General features: G+C 67.5%; 14 protein-coding genes. 3 read left to right on the forward strand and 11 right to left on the reverse strand.

Features of this window, described 5'->3' with window-relative positions:
* Positions 1 to 103 precede the first annotated feature (103 nt).
* From AC07O3_RS34230 to glyQ, 5 genes are read right to left on the reverse strand one after another with little or no spacing between them, the layout of a single operon-like run.
* Positions 104 to 1,042: a M48 family metallopeptidase gene (locus AC07O3_RS34230; RefSeq protein ID WP_495341501.1), complete on the reverse strand. Its 939-nt coding sequence runs from the start codon at positions 1,040 to 1,042 to the stop codon at positions 104 to 106.
* A gap of 41 nt (positions 1,043 to 1,083) precedes the next feature.
* On the reverse strand, positions 1,084 to 1,854 hold the full coding sequence (locus tag AC07O3_RS34235; protein ID WP_093059866.1) for a lysophospholipid acyltransferase family protein: 771 nt from the start codon (positions 1,852 to 1,854) through the stop codon (positions 1,084 to 1,086).
* Positions 1,854 to 2,432, reverse strand: coding sequence for a D-glycero-beta-D-manno-heptose 1,7-bisphosphate 7-phosphatase (gmhB, locus tag AC07O3_RS34240; RefSeq protein WP_093059864.1), 579 nt, complete (start codon positions 2,430 to 2,432; stop codon positions 1,854 to 1,856). The genes AC07O3_RS34235 and gmhB overlap by 1 nt, the downstream gene beginning before the upstream one ends.
* A gap of 37 nt (positions 2,433 to 2,469) precedes the next feature.
* Positions 2,470 to 4,602, reverse strand: coding sequence for a glycine--tRNA ligase subunit beta (glyS, locus tag AC07O3_RS34245; RefSeq protein WP_495341491.1), 2,133 nt, complete (start codon positions 4,600 to 4,602; stop codon positions 2,470 to 2,472).
* A 15-nt stretch (positions 4,603 to 4,617) separates the two neighbouring features.
* On the reverse strand, positions 4,618 to 5,541 hold the full coding sequence (glyQ, locus tag AC07O3_RS34250; protein ID WP_093059862.1) for a glycine--tRNA ligase subunit alpha: 924 nt from the start codon (positions 5,539 to 5,541) through the stop codon (positions 4,618 to 4,620).
* 172 nt (positions 5,542 to 5,713) lie between these two features.
* Between glyQ and AC07O3_RS34255 the strand changes: the two genes are divergently transcribed.
* Positions 5,714 to 6,529, forward strand: coding sequence for a phosphatase PAP2 family protein (locus AC07O3_RS34255; protein WP_093059860.1), 816 nt, complete (start codon positions 5,714 to 5,716; stop codon positions 6,527 to 6,529).
* A 70-nt stretch (positions 6,530 to 6,599) separates the two neighbouring features.
* On the opposite strand, the gene AC07O3_RS34260 is transcribed toward AC07O3_RS34255, so the two are convergent.
* On the reverse strand, positions 6,600 to 7,670 hold the full coding sequence (locus tag AC07O3_RS34260) for an asparaginase (RefSeq protein WP_093059858.1): 1,071 nt from the start codon (positions 7,668 to 7,670) through the stop codon (positions 6,600 to 6,602).
* A gap of 178 nt (positions 7,671 to 7,848) precedes the next feature.
* Here AC07O3_RS34260 and AC07O3_RS34265 point away from each other — a divergent pair, with 178 nt between their 5' ends.
* Both AC07O3_RS34265 and AC07O3_RS34270 read left to right on the forward strand, forming a co-directional pair.
* Positions 7,849 to 8,526 (forward strand): TetR/AcrR family transcriptional regulator, encoded by a 678-nt coding sequence (locus AC07O3_RS34265; protein ID WP_176929073.1) that lies wholly within the window; start codon positions 7,849 to 7,851, stop codon positions 8,524 to 8,526.
* A 155-nt stretch (positions 8,527 to 8,681) separates the two neighbouring features.
* A complete protein-coding gene (locus AC07O3_RS34270) occupies positions 8,682 to 10,289 on the forward strand; it encodes a carboxypeptidase regulatory-like domain-containing protein (RefSeq protein WP_495341492.1) in 1,608 nt (535 codons plus the stop codon).
* Positions 10,290 to 10,315: 26 nt separating this feature from the next.
* On the opposite strand, the gene AC07O3_RS34275 is transcribed toward AC07O3_RS34270, so the two are convergent.
* The 5 genes from AC07O3_RS34275 to AC07O3_RS34295 all read right to left on the reverse strand — a co-directional run bounded on the left by AC07O3_RS34275 (position 10,316) and on the right by AC07O3_RS34295 (position 15,530).
* Positions 10,316 to 10,630 (reverse strand): hypothetical protein, encoded by a 315-nt coding sequence (locus tag AC07O3_RS34275; RefSeq protein WP_093078316.1) that lies wholly within the window; start codon positions 10,628 to 10,630, stop codon positions 10,316 to 10,318.
* A gap of 153 nt (positions 10,631 to 10,783) precedes the next feature.
* Positions 10,784 to 11,257: a hypothetical protein gene (locus AC07O3_RS34280; protein WP_093059852.1), complete on the reverse strand. Its 474-nt coding sequence runs from the start codon at positions 11,255 to 11,257 to the stop codon at positions 10,784 to 10,786.
* A 163-nt stretch (positions 11,258 to 11,420) separates the two neighbouring features.
* Positions 11,421 to 12,440 carry a Csu type fimbrial protein gene (locus AC07O3_RS34285; protein ID WP_354338736.1) on the reverse strand — a complete coding sequence of 340 codons (1,020 nt, stop codon included), beginning with the start codon at positions 12,438 to 12,440 and terminating at the stop codon, positions 11,421 to 11,423.
* Positions 12,437 to 14,848, reverse strand: a complete 2,412-nt coding sequence (locus tag AC07O3_RS34290; protein ID WP_495341493.1) for a fimbria/pilus outer membrane usher protein — start codon at positions 14,846 to 14,848, stop codon at positions 12,437 to 12,439. Before AC07O3_RS34290 ends, AC07O3_RS34285 begins: the two co-directional genes overlap by 4 nt.
* Positions 14,799 to 15,530: a fimbrial biogenesis chaperone gene (locus AC07O3_RS34295; protein WP_495341494.1), complete on the reverse strand. Its 732-nt coding sequence runs from the start codon at positions 15,528 to 15,530 to the stop codon at positions 14,799 to 14,801. The genes AC07O3_RS34290 and AC07O3_RS34295 overlap by 50 nt, the downstream gene beginning before the upstream one ends.
* Positions 15,531 to 15,541: the final 11 nt, after the last annotated feature.

Raw genomic sequence — 15,541 nt, forward strand, 5'->3', positions numbered from 1 at the left:
TCGCCTTTCTTTTGCCTACTTTTCTTTGGCGAAGCAAAGAAAAGTAGGTCGCCCGCCGGGGCGAGTCCCGGCCCCGGGAAGCAAACCCATACCAACGACAAATTCAGCCCCAGCGAGGAACCGCTTCATCCTTCAGTTGCCGCCGCAGCAAGTCGTAGTCAGGCACAACACTCTCAACGGTTTCCCAAAACCGATGCGAGTGATCCATAACCCGCAGATGCGCCAGCTCATGCGCCACGACATAGTCGATCACCGGCAGCCGAAAGTGAATCAACCGCCAGTTCAGCCGAATCGACCCATCCGCACTGGCACTACCCCAGCGCGTCGAAGCATTCGACAGCGACAGCTTCTGCCACTGCACCCCAAGCAGCGGCGCAAAGTGATCCAGCCGCTCGATGAACAGCTTGCGCGCCTGCCGCATCAACCACGCCTGCGCCGCATCACGAATCTGCGAAGGCTCGGCGTTCTGCGCCACAGCCAGCCGCAGCACCCGCGGCCCACCTTCTTCAACAGCGTCGTCAAGCGTGCCGCCAACACTCGCAAAGCCATGCTTCGGATCAAGCCGCATCACAACCGGCTCGCCCAGGAACGGAAACCCGGCCCCATCCTTCCACTCGATGCGAGTGGCCTCGACGCGCGCATGGCGCTGCTGCGTTTCCGTCAGCTTGCGCAGGATCCAGTCCGACTTCTCATGAATGGCCGCATCGACATCGCGCAGCGCCACCCATCGCGGCGCGCGCACCGACAGCCCTTCGGCCCCGACGAGAAAGCCGATCGTCTTGCGCTTGCCGCGCTTGAATTCATAGGCCACGCGCGCGGAGCCGAGCACCACTTCGCGCGTGGCCTGCGGATGCGCGAAGTTCGCAAGCGTCAACGTGTCGGCCAGCGGCACCGCGGGTGGCGCATGCGGGTCCAGGGGTGCGGGCGGAGCCAAAGGCACGGCCGGCGGTGCCACCAGCTTCGGCTTCTTCACCCTGCGCGGCCGCGCCGGTGCGGGCGCTGGCGGCGCAAACTCGCTGCCCAGCCCCTCGAAAAGATCCATCGTGAACCGAAGCAATCCCATGACGGGCTCTCTTTTCCTCTTCAGCTCACCGCTTCTTGCGTGGGCTGCAGAGGGCTGTCGACATACGCCTCGGGGTCGAGGCGGCGCATCTCGGCCTCGATCCAGGCCTCGACCTCACGCATCAACTCATCAGGCTTGCGGCCCACGCTCGGAATCGCCGGGCCGATGGACACGTCGACCACGCCCGGGCGCTTGATGAAGGCCTTGCGCGGCCACACCTTGGCTGATGTCACGGCAATGGGGATCACCGGCACGCCGGTCTCGCAGGCGAGCCTCGTGCCGCCGCTCTTGTAGGTGCCCTTCTGCCCGCGCGGAATGCGCGTGCCCTCGGGGAACATGATGATCCAGATGCCCTGCGCGAGCAGCTTGCGGCCCTGGTTGACCACCTTGTTGAAGGCCTGCGCACGCTGGCTGCGGTCGATGTGGATCATGTCCAGCCGCGCCATCGCCCAGCCGAAGAAGGGGATGTAGATCAGCTCCTTCTTGAACACGTAGGCCAGCGGGTGCGGCATCAGCGTGGGCATCAGGAAGGTCTCGAGCGTGGACTGGTGCTTCACCAGCAGGACCGCGCCGGCGAGCTTGTCGGTCGGCAGGTTCTCCATGCCGCTCACGCGGGTCTTGATGCCCAGCAGCACGCGCGCGCCGCCGATCGCCCAACTGAGCCATTGCTCGGCCATCCAGTAGAGCGGAATGCCGCGCTTCCAGAGCGAGCTGACGCACATGATGATGCCCCAGGGGATCACGGTGACGAGCATCCACAGCGCGTGGAGAACGGAACGGAAAAACGCCATCAGACAGCCACCTGCAGTGCGGCCCGCGCTTCGCGCGCGAGCAGAAAGTCGACAAAGGCGGCGAGATCGTCGTGGACCAACGTGTTCGCCGGGTATTCGGAAGGCAGCGGATCGACGCCGCGGCAGGCCGCGCCCATGCCCGTGAGCAGCAGGTGCGGCTCGCAGCCGGCAGCCGCGCCCGCCTGCAGGTCGCGCAGGCTGTCGCCGCAGGTCGGGGTGCCCTTGAGGTCGATGCCGTAGCGGTCGCCGATCTGCAGGAACAGGCCGGGCCTGGGCTTGCGGCACTCGCAGCCCTCGTCGGGGCTGTGCGGGCAATAGAACACCGCATCGACCTTGCCGCCTACAGCCGCGAGCATCTTGTGCATCTTGGCGTGCATCGCGTTGAGCGAAGCCATGTCGAACAGCCCCCGGCCCAGCCCCGACTGGTTGGATGCAATCACCACGTGCCAGCCCGCATGGTTGAGCCGCGCCACGGCCTCGAGCGCACCGGGCAGCGGCGTCCACTCGATGTCGCTCTTCACGAAGTCTTCGCGGTGCACGTTGATCGTGCCGTTGCGGTCGAGGATGACGAGTTTCATGGTGGTGCCACTCCTGGGGGAGGCGTCGTGAATGAGCTCAGACAGCCAGCCGTTCGAGCTGCGCCACGCGGTTCATCGCGGTGTGCAGCGACATCAGCAAGCCCAGGCGGTTGAGCCGCAGGTCGGCCTGTTCGGCATTGACCATGACGCCGTCGAAGAAGGCGTCGACCGGCTCGCGCAGCGCGGCCAGCGTCTGCAGCGAGGCGGTGTAGTCGCCAGCTTCGAACTGTGCGTTGGCAGCGGGCACGACCTGTGCCATGGCTGCGTGCAACGCCTTTTCGGCCGGCTCCTGCAGCAGCAGCTCGCTGACGTGCGCGTCGGCTTCGGGGGCCTTCTTGAGGATGTTGCCGATGCGCTTGTTCGCAGCTGCCAGTGCGGCGGCGGCGGGCAAGGCGGCAAAGGCGCGCACGGCGGCCAGCAGCTTGGGCACTTCGCCCAGGCGCTGCGGGCGCGGAGCCAGCACGGCATCGACTTCCTGCGCGCTGGCGCCCTGCTCGCGCAGGCTGCCGGCGAGGCGATCGAGGATGAAGTCCTGCAGCTCGCCCGTGGCGCGGCTGCTTTCGAAACCGGCGATACCGCTGAACTGCGCGGCCGTGTCCTGCAGCAAGGCGTCGAGGCCCAGCGGCAGGTCTTTCTCGATCAGCATGCGGATCACGCCCAGCGCGTGGCGACGCAGCGCGAACGGGTCACGGTCGCCGGTGGGCAGGTTGCCGATGCCGAACATGCCGACCAGCGTTTCGAGCTTGTCGGCCAGCGCGACCACGAGGCCCACGCTGTTGCGCGGCAGCTCGTCGCCGGCAAAGCGCGGCTTGTAGTGGTCTTCGATGGCGTCGGCCACCGATGCGTCGAGCCCGTCGTGCAGCGCGTAGTAGCGGCCCATGGTGCCCTGCAGCTCGGGGAACTCGCCGACCATGTCGGTCACGAGGTCGGCCTTGGCGAGTTGGGCGGCCTGCGTGGCTTGCGCGGCCAGCGCGGTGTCGCCGATCTTCTCTGCAATGCCGCGCGCGATGCGCATCACGCGCTCCACGCGCTCGCCCTGCGTGCCCAGCTTGTTGTGATAGACCACCTTGCCCAGCGACTCGACGCGCGAGGCCAGCGACTTCTTGCGGTCCTGGTCGAAGAAGAACTTGGCATCGGCCAGGCGCGGGCGCACCACGCGCTCGTTGCCTCCGATGACCGCGCTCGCATCGTCGGGGCTGATGTTGCTGACGACCAGGAACCTGTTGGTGAGCCTGCTCGATGCGCCGAGCAGCGGAAAGTACTTCTGGTTGGCCTTCATCGTGAGGATCAGGCATTCCTGCGGCACTTCGAGGAACTCTCGCTCGAAGCTGCAGACCAGCACGTTCGGGCGCTCGACCAGCGCGGTCACTTCGTCGAGCAGCGCGTCGTCGTTGATGGGCACCGAGCCGCCGCCGACCTTCACCGCAGCCGCTGCAAGCTGGCGCGCGATTTCGGCGCGGCGGGCCTCGAAGCTCGCGATGACGGCACCGTCTTCCTGCATCTGCAGCGCATAGCTGTTGGCGTCGCGCAGCACGACCGGATCGACCGCCGCCTCGAAGCGATGGCCGTGCGTTTCGCGGCCGGCCTTTAGGCCCAGCGCTTCGATGGGCACCACGGCGTCGCCATACAGCGCCACAAGGCCGTGCGCGGGACGCACGAAGCTCACGCTGCTCCAGCCCGGCATTTCGCAGCCGCTTTCGAGCTGGTAGCTCATGACCTTGGGAATGGGCAGCTTGGCAATCGCCTCGGCCAGCGCCTTCTGCAGGCCTTCGGCCAGCGTGGCGCCCTTGGCGGTGCTTTCGTAGAACAGGGCTTCGGCCTTGCCGTCCATCGCGCGCTTCAGGCCGGGCACGGCCGAGGCGTCGGCGCCGAGCGCGCCCAGGCGCTTGAGCAGCGCGGGCGTGGGCTGGCCCGAGGCGTCGATCCCGACGGCCACGGGCATCAGCTTTTGCGACACGGCCTTGTCGGCGGCGCGCTCGGCCACGTGCGTGAGATGCGCGGCCAGGCGACGCGGCGAGGCGTAGGCGGTGAGCACCGAGCCGGCTTCGGCCAGGCCTTGCGCCACCAGTTGTTCGCGCAGCACGCCCGCGAAAGCATCGCCGAGCTTCTTCAGTGCCTTCGGCGGCAGTTCTTCGACAAACAGTTCGACCAGCAGGGAGTTCTTGTTCATGGGGGTCGTCATCGCTCAGGCGGCCTTCTTCGGGGGGATCTGCGCGACCCATTCGCGCGGCGCCATCGGGAAGCCCAGGCGCTCGCGGCTGTCGTAGTAGCTCTGCGCCACGCTGCGCGCGAGATTGCGGATGCGGCCGATGTAGGCCGCGCGCTCGGTCACGCTGATTGCGCCGCGCGCGTCCAGCAGGTTGAAGCTGTGCGCGGCCTTCAGCACCTGCTCGTAGGCCGGCAGCGCGAGCTGCTCGGTCATGAGGTGCTTGGCCTGCTTTTCGTGCGCGTTGAAGGCGGTGAACAGGAACTCGGCGTCGCTGTGCTCGAAGTTGTAGGCCGACTGTTCGACTTCGTTCTGCTTGAACACGTCGCCATAGGTGAGCTTGTTGCCACCGTGGCCTTCGGTCCACACCAGGTCGTACATGTTTTCCACGCCCTGCAGGTACATGGCCAGCCGCTCGAGACCGTAGGTGATTTCGCCGGTGATCGGCTTGCAATCGAGGCCGCCGACCTGCTGGAAGTAGGTGAACTGGGTCACTTCCATGCCGTTGAGCCAGACCTCCCAGCCCAGGCCCCAGGCGCCGAGCGTGGGGTTCTCCCAGTCGTCTTCCACGAAGCGGATGTCGTTCTTCTTCAAGTCGAAGCCCAGGGCTTCGAGACTGCCGAGGTAGAGCTCGAGGATGTTCGAGGGCGCCGGCTTGAGCACCACCTGGTACTGGTAGTAGTGCTGGCCACGATTGGGGTTCTCGCCGTAGCGGCCGTCCTTGGGCCGGCGGCTGGGCTGCACGTAGGCGGCTTTCCAGGGTTCGGGGCCGAGCGCGCGCAGGAAGGTGGCGGTGTGCGAGGTGCCCGCGCCCACTTCCATGTCGTACGGTTGCAGCAGCGCGCAGCCCTTGTCGGCCCAGTACGACTGCAGTTTGAGAATGATTTGTTGGAAGGTCAGCATGGCTCTGCGTGAAGGCGGCCGCCCGGTGGGAGAAGAACCCGCGGCGCAACGAACCGGCTATTTTACGAGGCAGCGGGCGGTCAGGAACGGGCCGCTATGCTCGGCCTCCCCTTTTGGAACTCCTGCCGACACGCCGTGATTCGCCTGCCCCTGCCGTCCGCCCGCCTCGCCCATGCCCGTTGAAGATGCCGCATTGATCGCCCTGGGAGAGCGCCTCGGCGCCCAGGCCTGGCCCGGATTCCTGATTCTTCTCGTCGCGCTGACTGCGGCCGCCGGCCTCGCGGCCTGGGGCTTCGAGCACCTGCGGCGCCGGCATGCGGCGCAGCCCGAGCCGGGCGCCGGACTGCTGTTCGGCGGACTGGCCATCGGTGCTGCGTCGGTGGTCGCACTGGCCTGGCTGTTCGCCGAAGTGGCGGAAGGCCTCGGCGACGGTCGGCCCATGGGCCTGCTGGACGAGACGATCAGCCGCGCCGTGGGCGCGCACACGCCGCCGGTCGTGAGGGAGGCGTTCTCATGGCTCACCCACATGGCCGACCCGATCGTCGCTGTGCTGGTGTGCGCTGGCGTGGCGGTGGCGCTGTGGCTTCGCGGGCACCGCGGTTTCGCGGCTGGCTGGGTCGCGGCCATCGCCGGCAACGGGGTGCTGAACCACGTGCTCAAGCTCATCTTCGAGCGCGCGCGGCCGGTGCACGACTTCGGCTTCGCGCAGGTGTCGGGCTATTCCTTTCCGAGCGGCCACAGCTCGGGCTCGATGGTGCTCTACGGCATGCTGGGCTATTTGGGGCTGCGCATGCTGCCGCCGCGCTGGCGGGTGCCGTCGGTGATGGCGGCAACGGCGGTGGTCGTCACCGTGGCCTGCAGCCGCATCTTCGTGCGGGCGCACTTTCCTAGCGACGTGCTCGCGGGACTGTGCTCGGGCGGTGCCTGGCTGGCGATCTGCATCGCGAGCATCGAGTACGCACGGCACCATCGCGGCACACGCACATGAAAAAAGGCCGCAGCGGCTTTCACCGCTGCGGCCCGATCCGGGAAGGGTGCCGAATGCACCCGAGGGGAGATCAGTACTCCCAGAAGATGCGCTGCAGTTCCTTGGTGTTGTTGGTCTTGGTCAGGGCAACCATGGCCAGGATGCGCGCCTTCTGCGGGCGCAGGTCGTGCGCAACCACCCAGTCGTACTTGTCGTCGGGCTGCTCGGCGTTGCGAATGACGAAGCCGTCGGGCACGCGCGCGCTGCGAATCACGATCACGCCGTCGGAGCGCGCCTTCTGCAGGTTCGGAACGATGCGGTCGGCCACCGAGCCATTGCCCGTGCCGCCGTGGATCAGCGCCTTGGCACCGCTCTTGGCGATGGCGTCGATGGCCACCGACGACACGCCCTCGTAGCCCATCGCGATCTCGACCGGCGGCAGCGCGGTGATGCTGTCGATGTCGAATTCCGAGTTCATGGTGTGGCGCTTGACCGGTGCGCGGAACCAGTAGTTCTTGCCCTCGACGATCATGCCCAGCGGGCCCCACTGGCTGGAGAACGCATTGGTCTTGATGTTGACGTTCTTGCTCACGTCGCGGCCGCTGTCGATGTTGTCGTTCATCGTCACCAGCACGCCCTTGCCCATCGCGTCCTTGCTACCCGCCACGTTCACGGCGTCGTACAGGTTGAGCGCGCCGTCGGCCGACAGCGCAGTGCCCGGACGCATCGAGCCGACCACGACGATCGGCTTGTTGGTGTGCACGGTCAGGGTCAGGAAGTAGGCGGTTTCTTCAAGCGTGTCGGTGCCGTGGGTGATGACGATGCCGTCCACGTCCGCTTGCTTCGACAGTGCCGATACGCGCTTGGCCAGCGTCAGCAGGTTGTCGTTGGTCAGGCTTTCCGATGCAACCTGGAACACCTGTTCGCCGCGCACGTTGGCCACCTTGGAGAGCTCCGGCAGGCCTGCGATCAGCTTCTCGACGCCGACCTTGGCGGCCGCGTACGTGGCGCTGTTGACGGCCGAGGCACCGGCCCCGGCGATGGTGCCGCCAGTGGCGAGGATCACCACGTTGGGCAGTGCCTGCTGCGCCTGCGCGAGCGCGCTGGCAGCCAGCAAAGCGGCGCCGGCCGCGAAGGCACGGAAACGGGGAGAGAGGTACATGGAGAACTCCTGTGTTGAGGTGGAATTTTTCGGGGCGGCGAGGAAGATACATGAACCGTGCCCGCATGCCCTGCCTGCCCATGCCGGCATGGCATGCGGTCATGCACGAGGGCCAAGGACGGCCCGGACAAGGGCGAGGTATTACCATCGACCGCGCGCCCTGCCGCCCACCGCCATCATGAACGCCGATCCCGCCGCCCTCCCCGTCTCGACCGCCCAGGAAATGCCCGCCCCCGACGGCCCGCTGTCGCGCGCGCGGCCCGGGCGCGAACGCATCATGGCGGCGATCCGCACCGCGGCGGTCGCCGAGTTCAGCCTGCACGGCCTGAAGGGCACCTCGACCCAGGCCATCGCGGCGCGCGCGGGCCTCACCAAGCCCCAGCTTCATTACTACATCGCCGGCAAGGAAGAGCTCTACGAAGAGTTGCTGATGCAGGTGCTGCATGCGTGGAAGGTGGTGTTCTCGTTCGAGGACGCGAACGACCCTGCAACGGTGCTCGGCGACTACATCCGCAAGAAGCTCGACCACGCCATCGACAGCCCCGAGATGTCGCGCATCTTCACGCGCGAGATCCTCGACGGCGGCCGCAACCTCGACCGCTACTGGCCCAACGCACGGGCCTGGACGCAGAAGAAGGTGGACATCATCAACGGCTGGATCGCGCGCGGGCTGATGCGCCCGCTCGATGCGCGCATCCTGCTGATGCACATCTGGGCCATGACCCAGAGCTATGCCGACTACGCGATCCAGACGCGCGTGATGCTCGGCCTGCCGCCTGACGCGCCCATCGATCGCGAACCGATCGCGCGCGAGCTCGTAGCCTTCGTGCTCAACGGCTGCGGCATCAAGGCCTGAGCAAGCGGCCCTGTCTGGGCCAATCCTTTCTTCTTACTCCTGCGACGCGGTGACTTTCGGCACTGGCGACGCCGCGCCTGCGCGCCTACCTTCGCACGCTCGCTGCCCGGGTTGTCCGGTTGCGGCGAATCACGAACACAAAGGAGAGAGGGATCATGAAAACGAGGATGTTTTTTGCCGCGCTTGCGGCAGCAGTGGCACTGGTGGCCTGCGGCGGAAGCGACGGAGGCGCGGGCTTCGTCACCCTGCCCCCACCCGACCAGAACGCACCGCCGCCGCCACCGCCTCCACCACCGCCGCAGCAGACCAACGCGAAGGTCAGCGGCCGCGTGACGAATGCACTCGACGGCCAGGGCGTCGCGCAGGTCACGGTCGCGGCCGCCGGCGTCTCCGCCGTCACAGGCGACGACGGCAGCTATTCGCTCGCCGAGATTCCGCCGAATGCGTCGGTGCTGCTGAGCTTCTCGAAGGCCGGCATGGTGCCGCAGAGCCGAGCCACGGCCGCGCTGAGCGGCTCGGGCGCATCGACGGTCGTCAACGTGCCGATGCTGCCCGTGGCGGTGACCGAGACCTTCGACGGGCAATCGGCGCACGACGTTGTCGTTCCGGGCTCGACCGCGATGGTCCGCCTGAGCGCCAACTCGCTTCGCCGCCCCGACGGCAGCGCGCCTGGCGGACCGGTGACCGCACGGGTGACGCCCATCGCGCCGGCCAGCGACGTCAACGTGATGCCCGGCAACTACCTCGCCGCCACGGACGGCGGCAGCGCGCCGATGGAGAGCTTCGGCGCGCTCGACGCCAGCTTCACGGATGCCGACGGCACGCCGCTGAACCTGGCCGCGGGCACCAGCGCGACGGTGCGCATCGCCCCGTCCTCGCGCGCCGGCACGCTGCCGCCGTCGGTGCCGCTGTTCTTCTACAACACGGCCACGGGGCTGTGGGTGCAGGAAGGCTCGGCCACGCTGCAAGGCACCGCGCCCAACCAGTACTACGAAGGCACGGTGACGCACTTCACCACCTGGAACGCGGACCAGATCTACAACACCGTGCGAATCAATGGCTGCGTGCAGGATGCGACGGGTGCGCGAGTCGCAGGCGCACTGGTGGCTTCCGAAGGCAAGTCGTACACCGGCCAGGCAACTGCGCTGACCAATGCGAACGGCGAGTTCTCGGTGGCCGTGAAGCGCACCAGTTCGGCCTTCGTGGTCGCCACCACCGCCAGCGAGATCTCCAATGCGCCGACGGTGAACGTCGCGGACGAGGACGTGCCGCTGGGCAGTTGCCTCGAACTCACGCGCTCCGCGCTGTCGATCAAGCTGACCTGGGGCGAGCGCCCGCGCGACCTCGACTCGCACACGCTGGGCGCCAACGCCGACGAACACGTTTACTACAGCGACAAGGGCAGCCTCGCGGCCGCGCCTTTCATCGCGCTCGACGTGGACGACGTCGACAGCTTCGGCCCCGAAGTGACGACCTTCGCCAAGCTGGCCAAGAACCGCACCTACCGCTTCTACATCCGCAACTTCTCCGGCACCTTCGATCCGGGACAGACCGGCTCTCCTGCGCGGGTCGAGGTGAGCAACCGGGGTGCGCAGACGGTGTTTTCGCCACCCGCCGGTGAAAGCAGCAGCACGGACTACTGGCATGTCTTCGACGTGCGTACGGATGAAGCCTGCAATGCGTCGATCGTTCCAGTGCAGCAGTTCCTGGCCGATCCGCCGGTGTCGCTCGATACGAGCGGCAACGCGCAGTATTGCAACTGACGCGACGGCGCGAGCACGCGCCCGTCCTACAGCCCGTGCACGACCCAGGTGTCGCCCGGCGCTGTAGGCACGCGCAGCGTGTTCTCGCCGACGCGCGCAAAGCGGTACTCGTGCCCGCCGAGCACGATCGACTTCATGTTGGTCCAGACGCGGTAGTCATACCCCTCGGCGGTCGGCGTGACTTGCAGCACGCGGAACACCGGCAGCACGACTACTGTGATGCGCACCCGCGCCGTCGCGGAATTGCTGCCGAAGCCGCTCTCCGCCACGCACAGCATCGGCGCGAGCAGCAACGACGCGGCCAGCGCGCAGCGCGCCGATTGAAGCCAATTTCCCGTCATAAGGCCCGATCCGTCCGAAGAACATGAGCTTCGGGCGCTGCATCGGCGCCCGACCTCCGGATATCGGCGGAAACGGGAAGAAGTGCAGGGCTCAGGCGGCTTTTTTCTCAGCGGTCCTTCCGGACCCAGAAGGCGACATCCAGGGCAAGGCCCCTAATAAGTCACCGTCACCCGCGTCGCGTTGCTGCCGTCGCCGGCCGGAGCGGCTGCGGCCTGCGGCGCAGCGCCGCCCGTGGTCGACGCCATCGCACCGATCGCGCCGCGCCAGGCGGAGCCGAGGCTGTCGCGGCCATCGGCATCGGTGCCAGCCACCATGAACGTCACTTCTCCGATCTTGTCGAACCGGTATTCGCGCCCCTTGATGAGCACCGACTTCATGTTGGTCCAGACACGGTATTCATGCCCTCCCTTCACGGGCGTGACCTCCAGCACCTTGAAAGTCGGGAGAACGACTATCGTCAGGTCGAAGCGGCCCGTGGCGCTGTTCATGCCGCGCATCGGCTCCGCGGAACTGAGCTGCAGCGGCAACGGCAGCAAGAGCAGCAGCACGCCGACGGCGGCCAGCGGCGGCACCGTTCGCGGTGATTGCAGCGCAGCCGCCCTTGCAAAGCGCCTGTTTCCGGACATGGGAACTCCTCCTCGCAACCTGGATGGGAGGCATCGCATCGATGCCCAACCCGGTTTATCGGCAGAGTCTCGGGAAAATGAAGGCAGTCCGGGCGCTATTCTTCGCGCATTGCCTGCAATTTGCCAGCAGGCTTTTCCGTGTCGGCAAAGCCGCCTGTGCAGCTCAGTAGGTCACGCCGACCGTCACGACGTCAAGGTAGCTGTCCGGCCGCACGTTGACGCTGGCGCCCAGAACGCGGCCATACAAGGTCAGCGCCTGGACCTGGCCGGTGCCCGTGCCCGCGACGGTGTTGGTTCCCGTGACGCCGCCCCAGGGACTCGTGCGGGCGGCATTGCTGTAGAGCCGGTAGGCCACCGTGTCGGTGTTGCCGGGCACGCCTCCTGTCGGCGTCATCGCCCCTGCACCGGTGGTCGCGTTGTTGGATGGCGTCAGCGCGACCGTGTAGGCCGTGGGCGTCGTGCAGGTGACGTTGATGGTGCTGATCTGGTCGATGTTGGCCCCGCCCGGGAGGCCCGCGACGGAGCCGAAGTTCAGCGGATCGGCCGTGACCAGGCAGCTCTTGGCGATGGTCGCGCTGACGATGAAGGCGAACTGGTCCGCCACCGCCGTGCCGCATGTCGTCGGCGGGGCGTTCGTGCTCGACGTCAGCGTGATCGAGGTATGGATTCCGGCGAAGTTGTCCTGGTACGCGCCCGGAGGCACGGTGGTCTGCAGGGCAATCAGCTCCCCTCGCATCGTGGTGCTTCCCGAGGAGGTGGTGGACCGGGCAGGAATGGCGATGTTGATGGTGTACGGGTTCGGCACCGCGGCGTTGCCGCTCGAACCCCAGATCGTGCTGGTCGTCCCCTGGTAGAGCTGGAACTTCAAGGAGTCGCCCGCGCCGCTCTTCATGACGCGCGGATTGAAGTTCGTGAGACCTTCGTTGCCATCGCCGATGTTGAAGCAGACTCTCGCGTACTCGGTAGTGTTGGTGTTGCCGGTCTTGGTGCAGGTGTAGCTCAGCGTGGCGGTGGCGGGCGTGGGCGTGCCGCCGGCGACCAGGTCGACCGTGCCGAAAGCCACGGCCGTCATCGTCGCGGTGCAATTGATTGACGCCTGCGCGCTGCCCGCCGACAGCAGCCACAGCAGTGCGCAGAACAGAGGCAGGCGCAGGGCGCGCAAAGTACTGGTCAGAAGACTCATGGCGTCTTGGCCTCCCTGGCGCAGCGCAGCGGCCCGATCTGCGGGATTGCCACGCCGTCCTTGCGATAGTCGAAGCTGGTCCGGCAGGCGCCGCCGGGCGTCTGCACATCGAGCGTGTTGTGGGCCTGGAGCGATTCGAGATACACCGCGCCATCGAAGCCGACCAGCGCCGGCTCGCCATCCTGCCCATTGGCGCGCACGCGGCTGCCCAGCGGCAGGGGCTTGCCCGCCTCGTCCACCAGCAGCAGCGCGGCCGCGCTGACCGGCGTGATGCCGAATCGCACCATCGTGCCGGAGCGGTCGCTCGGCGTGGCGACCGTTTTCACGCGCTCGATCTTCACGTCGGCGGGCAACTGCATCGGATCGATCGACAGCTGGTTGCTCTGGTAGGACCGCAGCGGCGCCACCAGCAGCATGCCCTTGTCGTCCGTGGTGCCGATGTCCCGGTTCTCCAGCCTCACGGGCACGCCGGCAATGCCGTCGGTGGAGACCACCGCAAAGGCATCGTCGATGCGCCGGGCCGCGAAGGGCTGGCCGCCCATGAACGCGATCGAACCGGTGGCGCCGGCGTAGGCGTAACGGTTGTCGCCGAGCACGCTGATGCCGGCCATGGCGCGGCCGTAGCGGCCCAGGTAGTCGATCTCGGCCTGTCCGCCGTTCTGGCCGCCGCCCTGGCGCAGGCCGGCGCGCCAGCCGATGCCGCCGTCGCCCGGCATGGAGCTCTGCGCATCGGCGGTGTAGACGGTCTGGCCGCGGTCGCGCTGGATGCCGGCGCTGGCCGTGACCTTGCCGTCCAGCGCCCAGGTAAAGCCGACGAAAAGGCTGCGTTCCCGGCGGTTGTCCAGGTTCTGGTTGAGGCTCACGTTCATCGAGGCACTGGATCCGATCGCCCTGAACCAATAGACACTGGCCAAGCGCGTCGCCTCCTGCGCCGGATAGCGCAGATAGAGGTAGCTGAGGCCGAAGCTGCCGAAGTCCTTGGTGGTGTAGCCGATCGACGCCCGGCCCGAACCGCTCGGCGGCGCGCTGCCGTACAGGGATGCGACGTCGCGGTACTCGCCGCGCGTGCGCGTGCCCTCGACCGCGAAATTGAACTGGTTGTCGCGCCAGCTGTAGCCCATGCTGAGCAGCGAGCCCCCCTCCCCGCGATAGCTGCTGCGCGCCACGGCGCCAGTGAACACGCCGCTCTGCCCGAGCAGCCATGCGCCGCCGACGCCGCCCTTGACCAGCCCCCTGGTGGCCTCGCCGTGCGCCTCCAGCGTGAAGCTGTTGCTCACGCCGTAGCGCCAGACGCCGGTGGCGGCGGGGTCGCTGCCGTAGTCGTTCGAGCGCAGGCCGTAGTTCTTGCGCACCACGCCGAGATCGACGGACCAGTCGGACAGGCCCTCCCCCAGCAGCCGCTGCGTGTCGTACAGCGAGAAATCGAGTGTCGTGGCACGGCCGAAGGCGTCGGTGAGAACCACTTGGGCGTTGCCCGCGCCGTTGATGCTCGGAACCGTGTTGAGCTGGAAGGGCCCCGCCGGCACCTGGCCGGTGTATTGGCGCAGGCCGTTGATGTAGAGCTCCACCTGCGAAGGCAGCGCGGCAGCGCCCAGGAACGCCGGCAGCGGGGTGGTGGTGCGGTAGGGCTGCAGCGAGAAGTTGCGCGAAAGCTGGATGCCGCCGATGCGGGTGGAGCGCGACCACGGCAGCGACGCGGTGGTGGTGTCGCCCACGCGCAGCGTCAGCATGTCGTCGGGGAAGGACCGGCTCCAGGTGGTGTCGAGCCGCACCGAGTCGTGCGTCCAGTCCTCGTTGCCGGAGCGATAGGCGCGCGACATCATGGTGCTGGTGAACACGCTGCTGCCGCTGAAGGCGCGCACTTCGGCCAAGGCATTGAGGCTGGTGCTGTTGCCTCGGCCCTGCGTGCCGTAGAGGTCGTAGTTGAGCAGCAGGCCGGGGGAGGCGCTGGCCTTCGGCGAGGTGATCGTCGACGTGTTGACCACGGTCGTGGGCAGGCGCAGCGCCTCGGCGGAAGCGTTGATGGCCAGGCTCTGCCGCGCGGCGTCGTAGGCGACCTTCACGCCGGGAAGGCTGTCGAGCCTCACCGGGTCGGACACGCCCGGCGGCAGGATGAAGCCCAGTTGCCGCAGCGTGGAGGCGCTGGCCCAGAGCTCGCGGCCACGCAGGCCGAAATGCACCAGTCCCTGGGGGTTGCCGTTGAGGCTCAGCTCCAGGTAGAGGTCGCTGCCGCCCGGGCCGGTGATGTCGCCTTCAGCCGCGGATGCGACCAGCCAGGGCCCCTGTTCGGCTGCAGTCTTCTCGGCCTGAGCGGCGAATGACGCCAGACCCGACAGAAGCAGCAGTGGAAGCAGACGCTCAGCGGACGCGTGGGAGTGGCGGGATCTTTTCCTGCGTCGCGTTGCCATTGATCTTCGTTTCCAGGACTCCGCCGGAGGCAAAGGCTTCCGCGGGTGTCTTCAAGGGCCAACGCATGCTCGCGCCCGGCAGCACGTAGCCCATCAGGCCTGCGTGCACCGCGCTGCGCTTGCCCGCGGCATCGACAAAATCCAGATCGGCGAGCTGGGCGTGCATGCCGCCGCCGTTGACGACTTCGAGCATCGCCTGGCTGCCTTCGCGGCGCAGCGACCAGGTGAGCTGGGGCGCGGCCGACTGTGCGCCGGCGGGCGCGATGAAGATGGGAACCGAGTAGCGCAGCACCAGCTGCAGGCCCTTCTTCTCCTTCATCTCGACGGGCAGCTCGTCGATGATGACCCGGTAGGAATTCTCGACCGCACCGGGCGGAACGCCGGTGCGGATGACGCGGATCAGCTGCCGCTCGGACGGCGCCAGCTGCACCATCGGCGGGCTCACGAGGAGCTCGCGCGAGGGGGTGAGCTTTTCGTTGCCGTCTTCCTGCGACCACTGATAGACGCGAACCTGCGCGTGCACCACGTCGTCGCCGGTGTTGCTGAGCCACAGGCCGTCGGCGTTCTGTGTGGCCTGCAGCGTCAGCGTGACCGGAGCAACCTGCAGCCCGCTCGCCGAAGCGGCCGCGTGCGCCAGCAGGGCGAACGCAAGGGCGAGTGTGTGGCACAGCAAGCGGTGCACGGTCAGGCCAT

This window comes from Variovorax sp. GW821-FHT09D05, assembly GCF_059416325.1.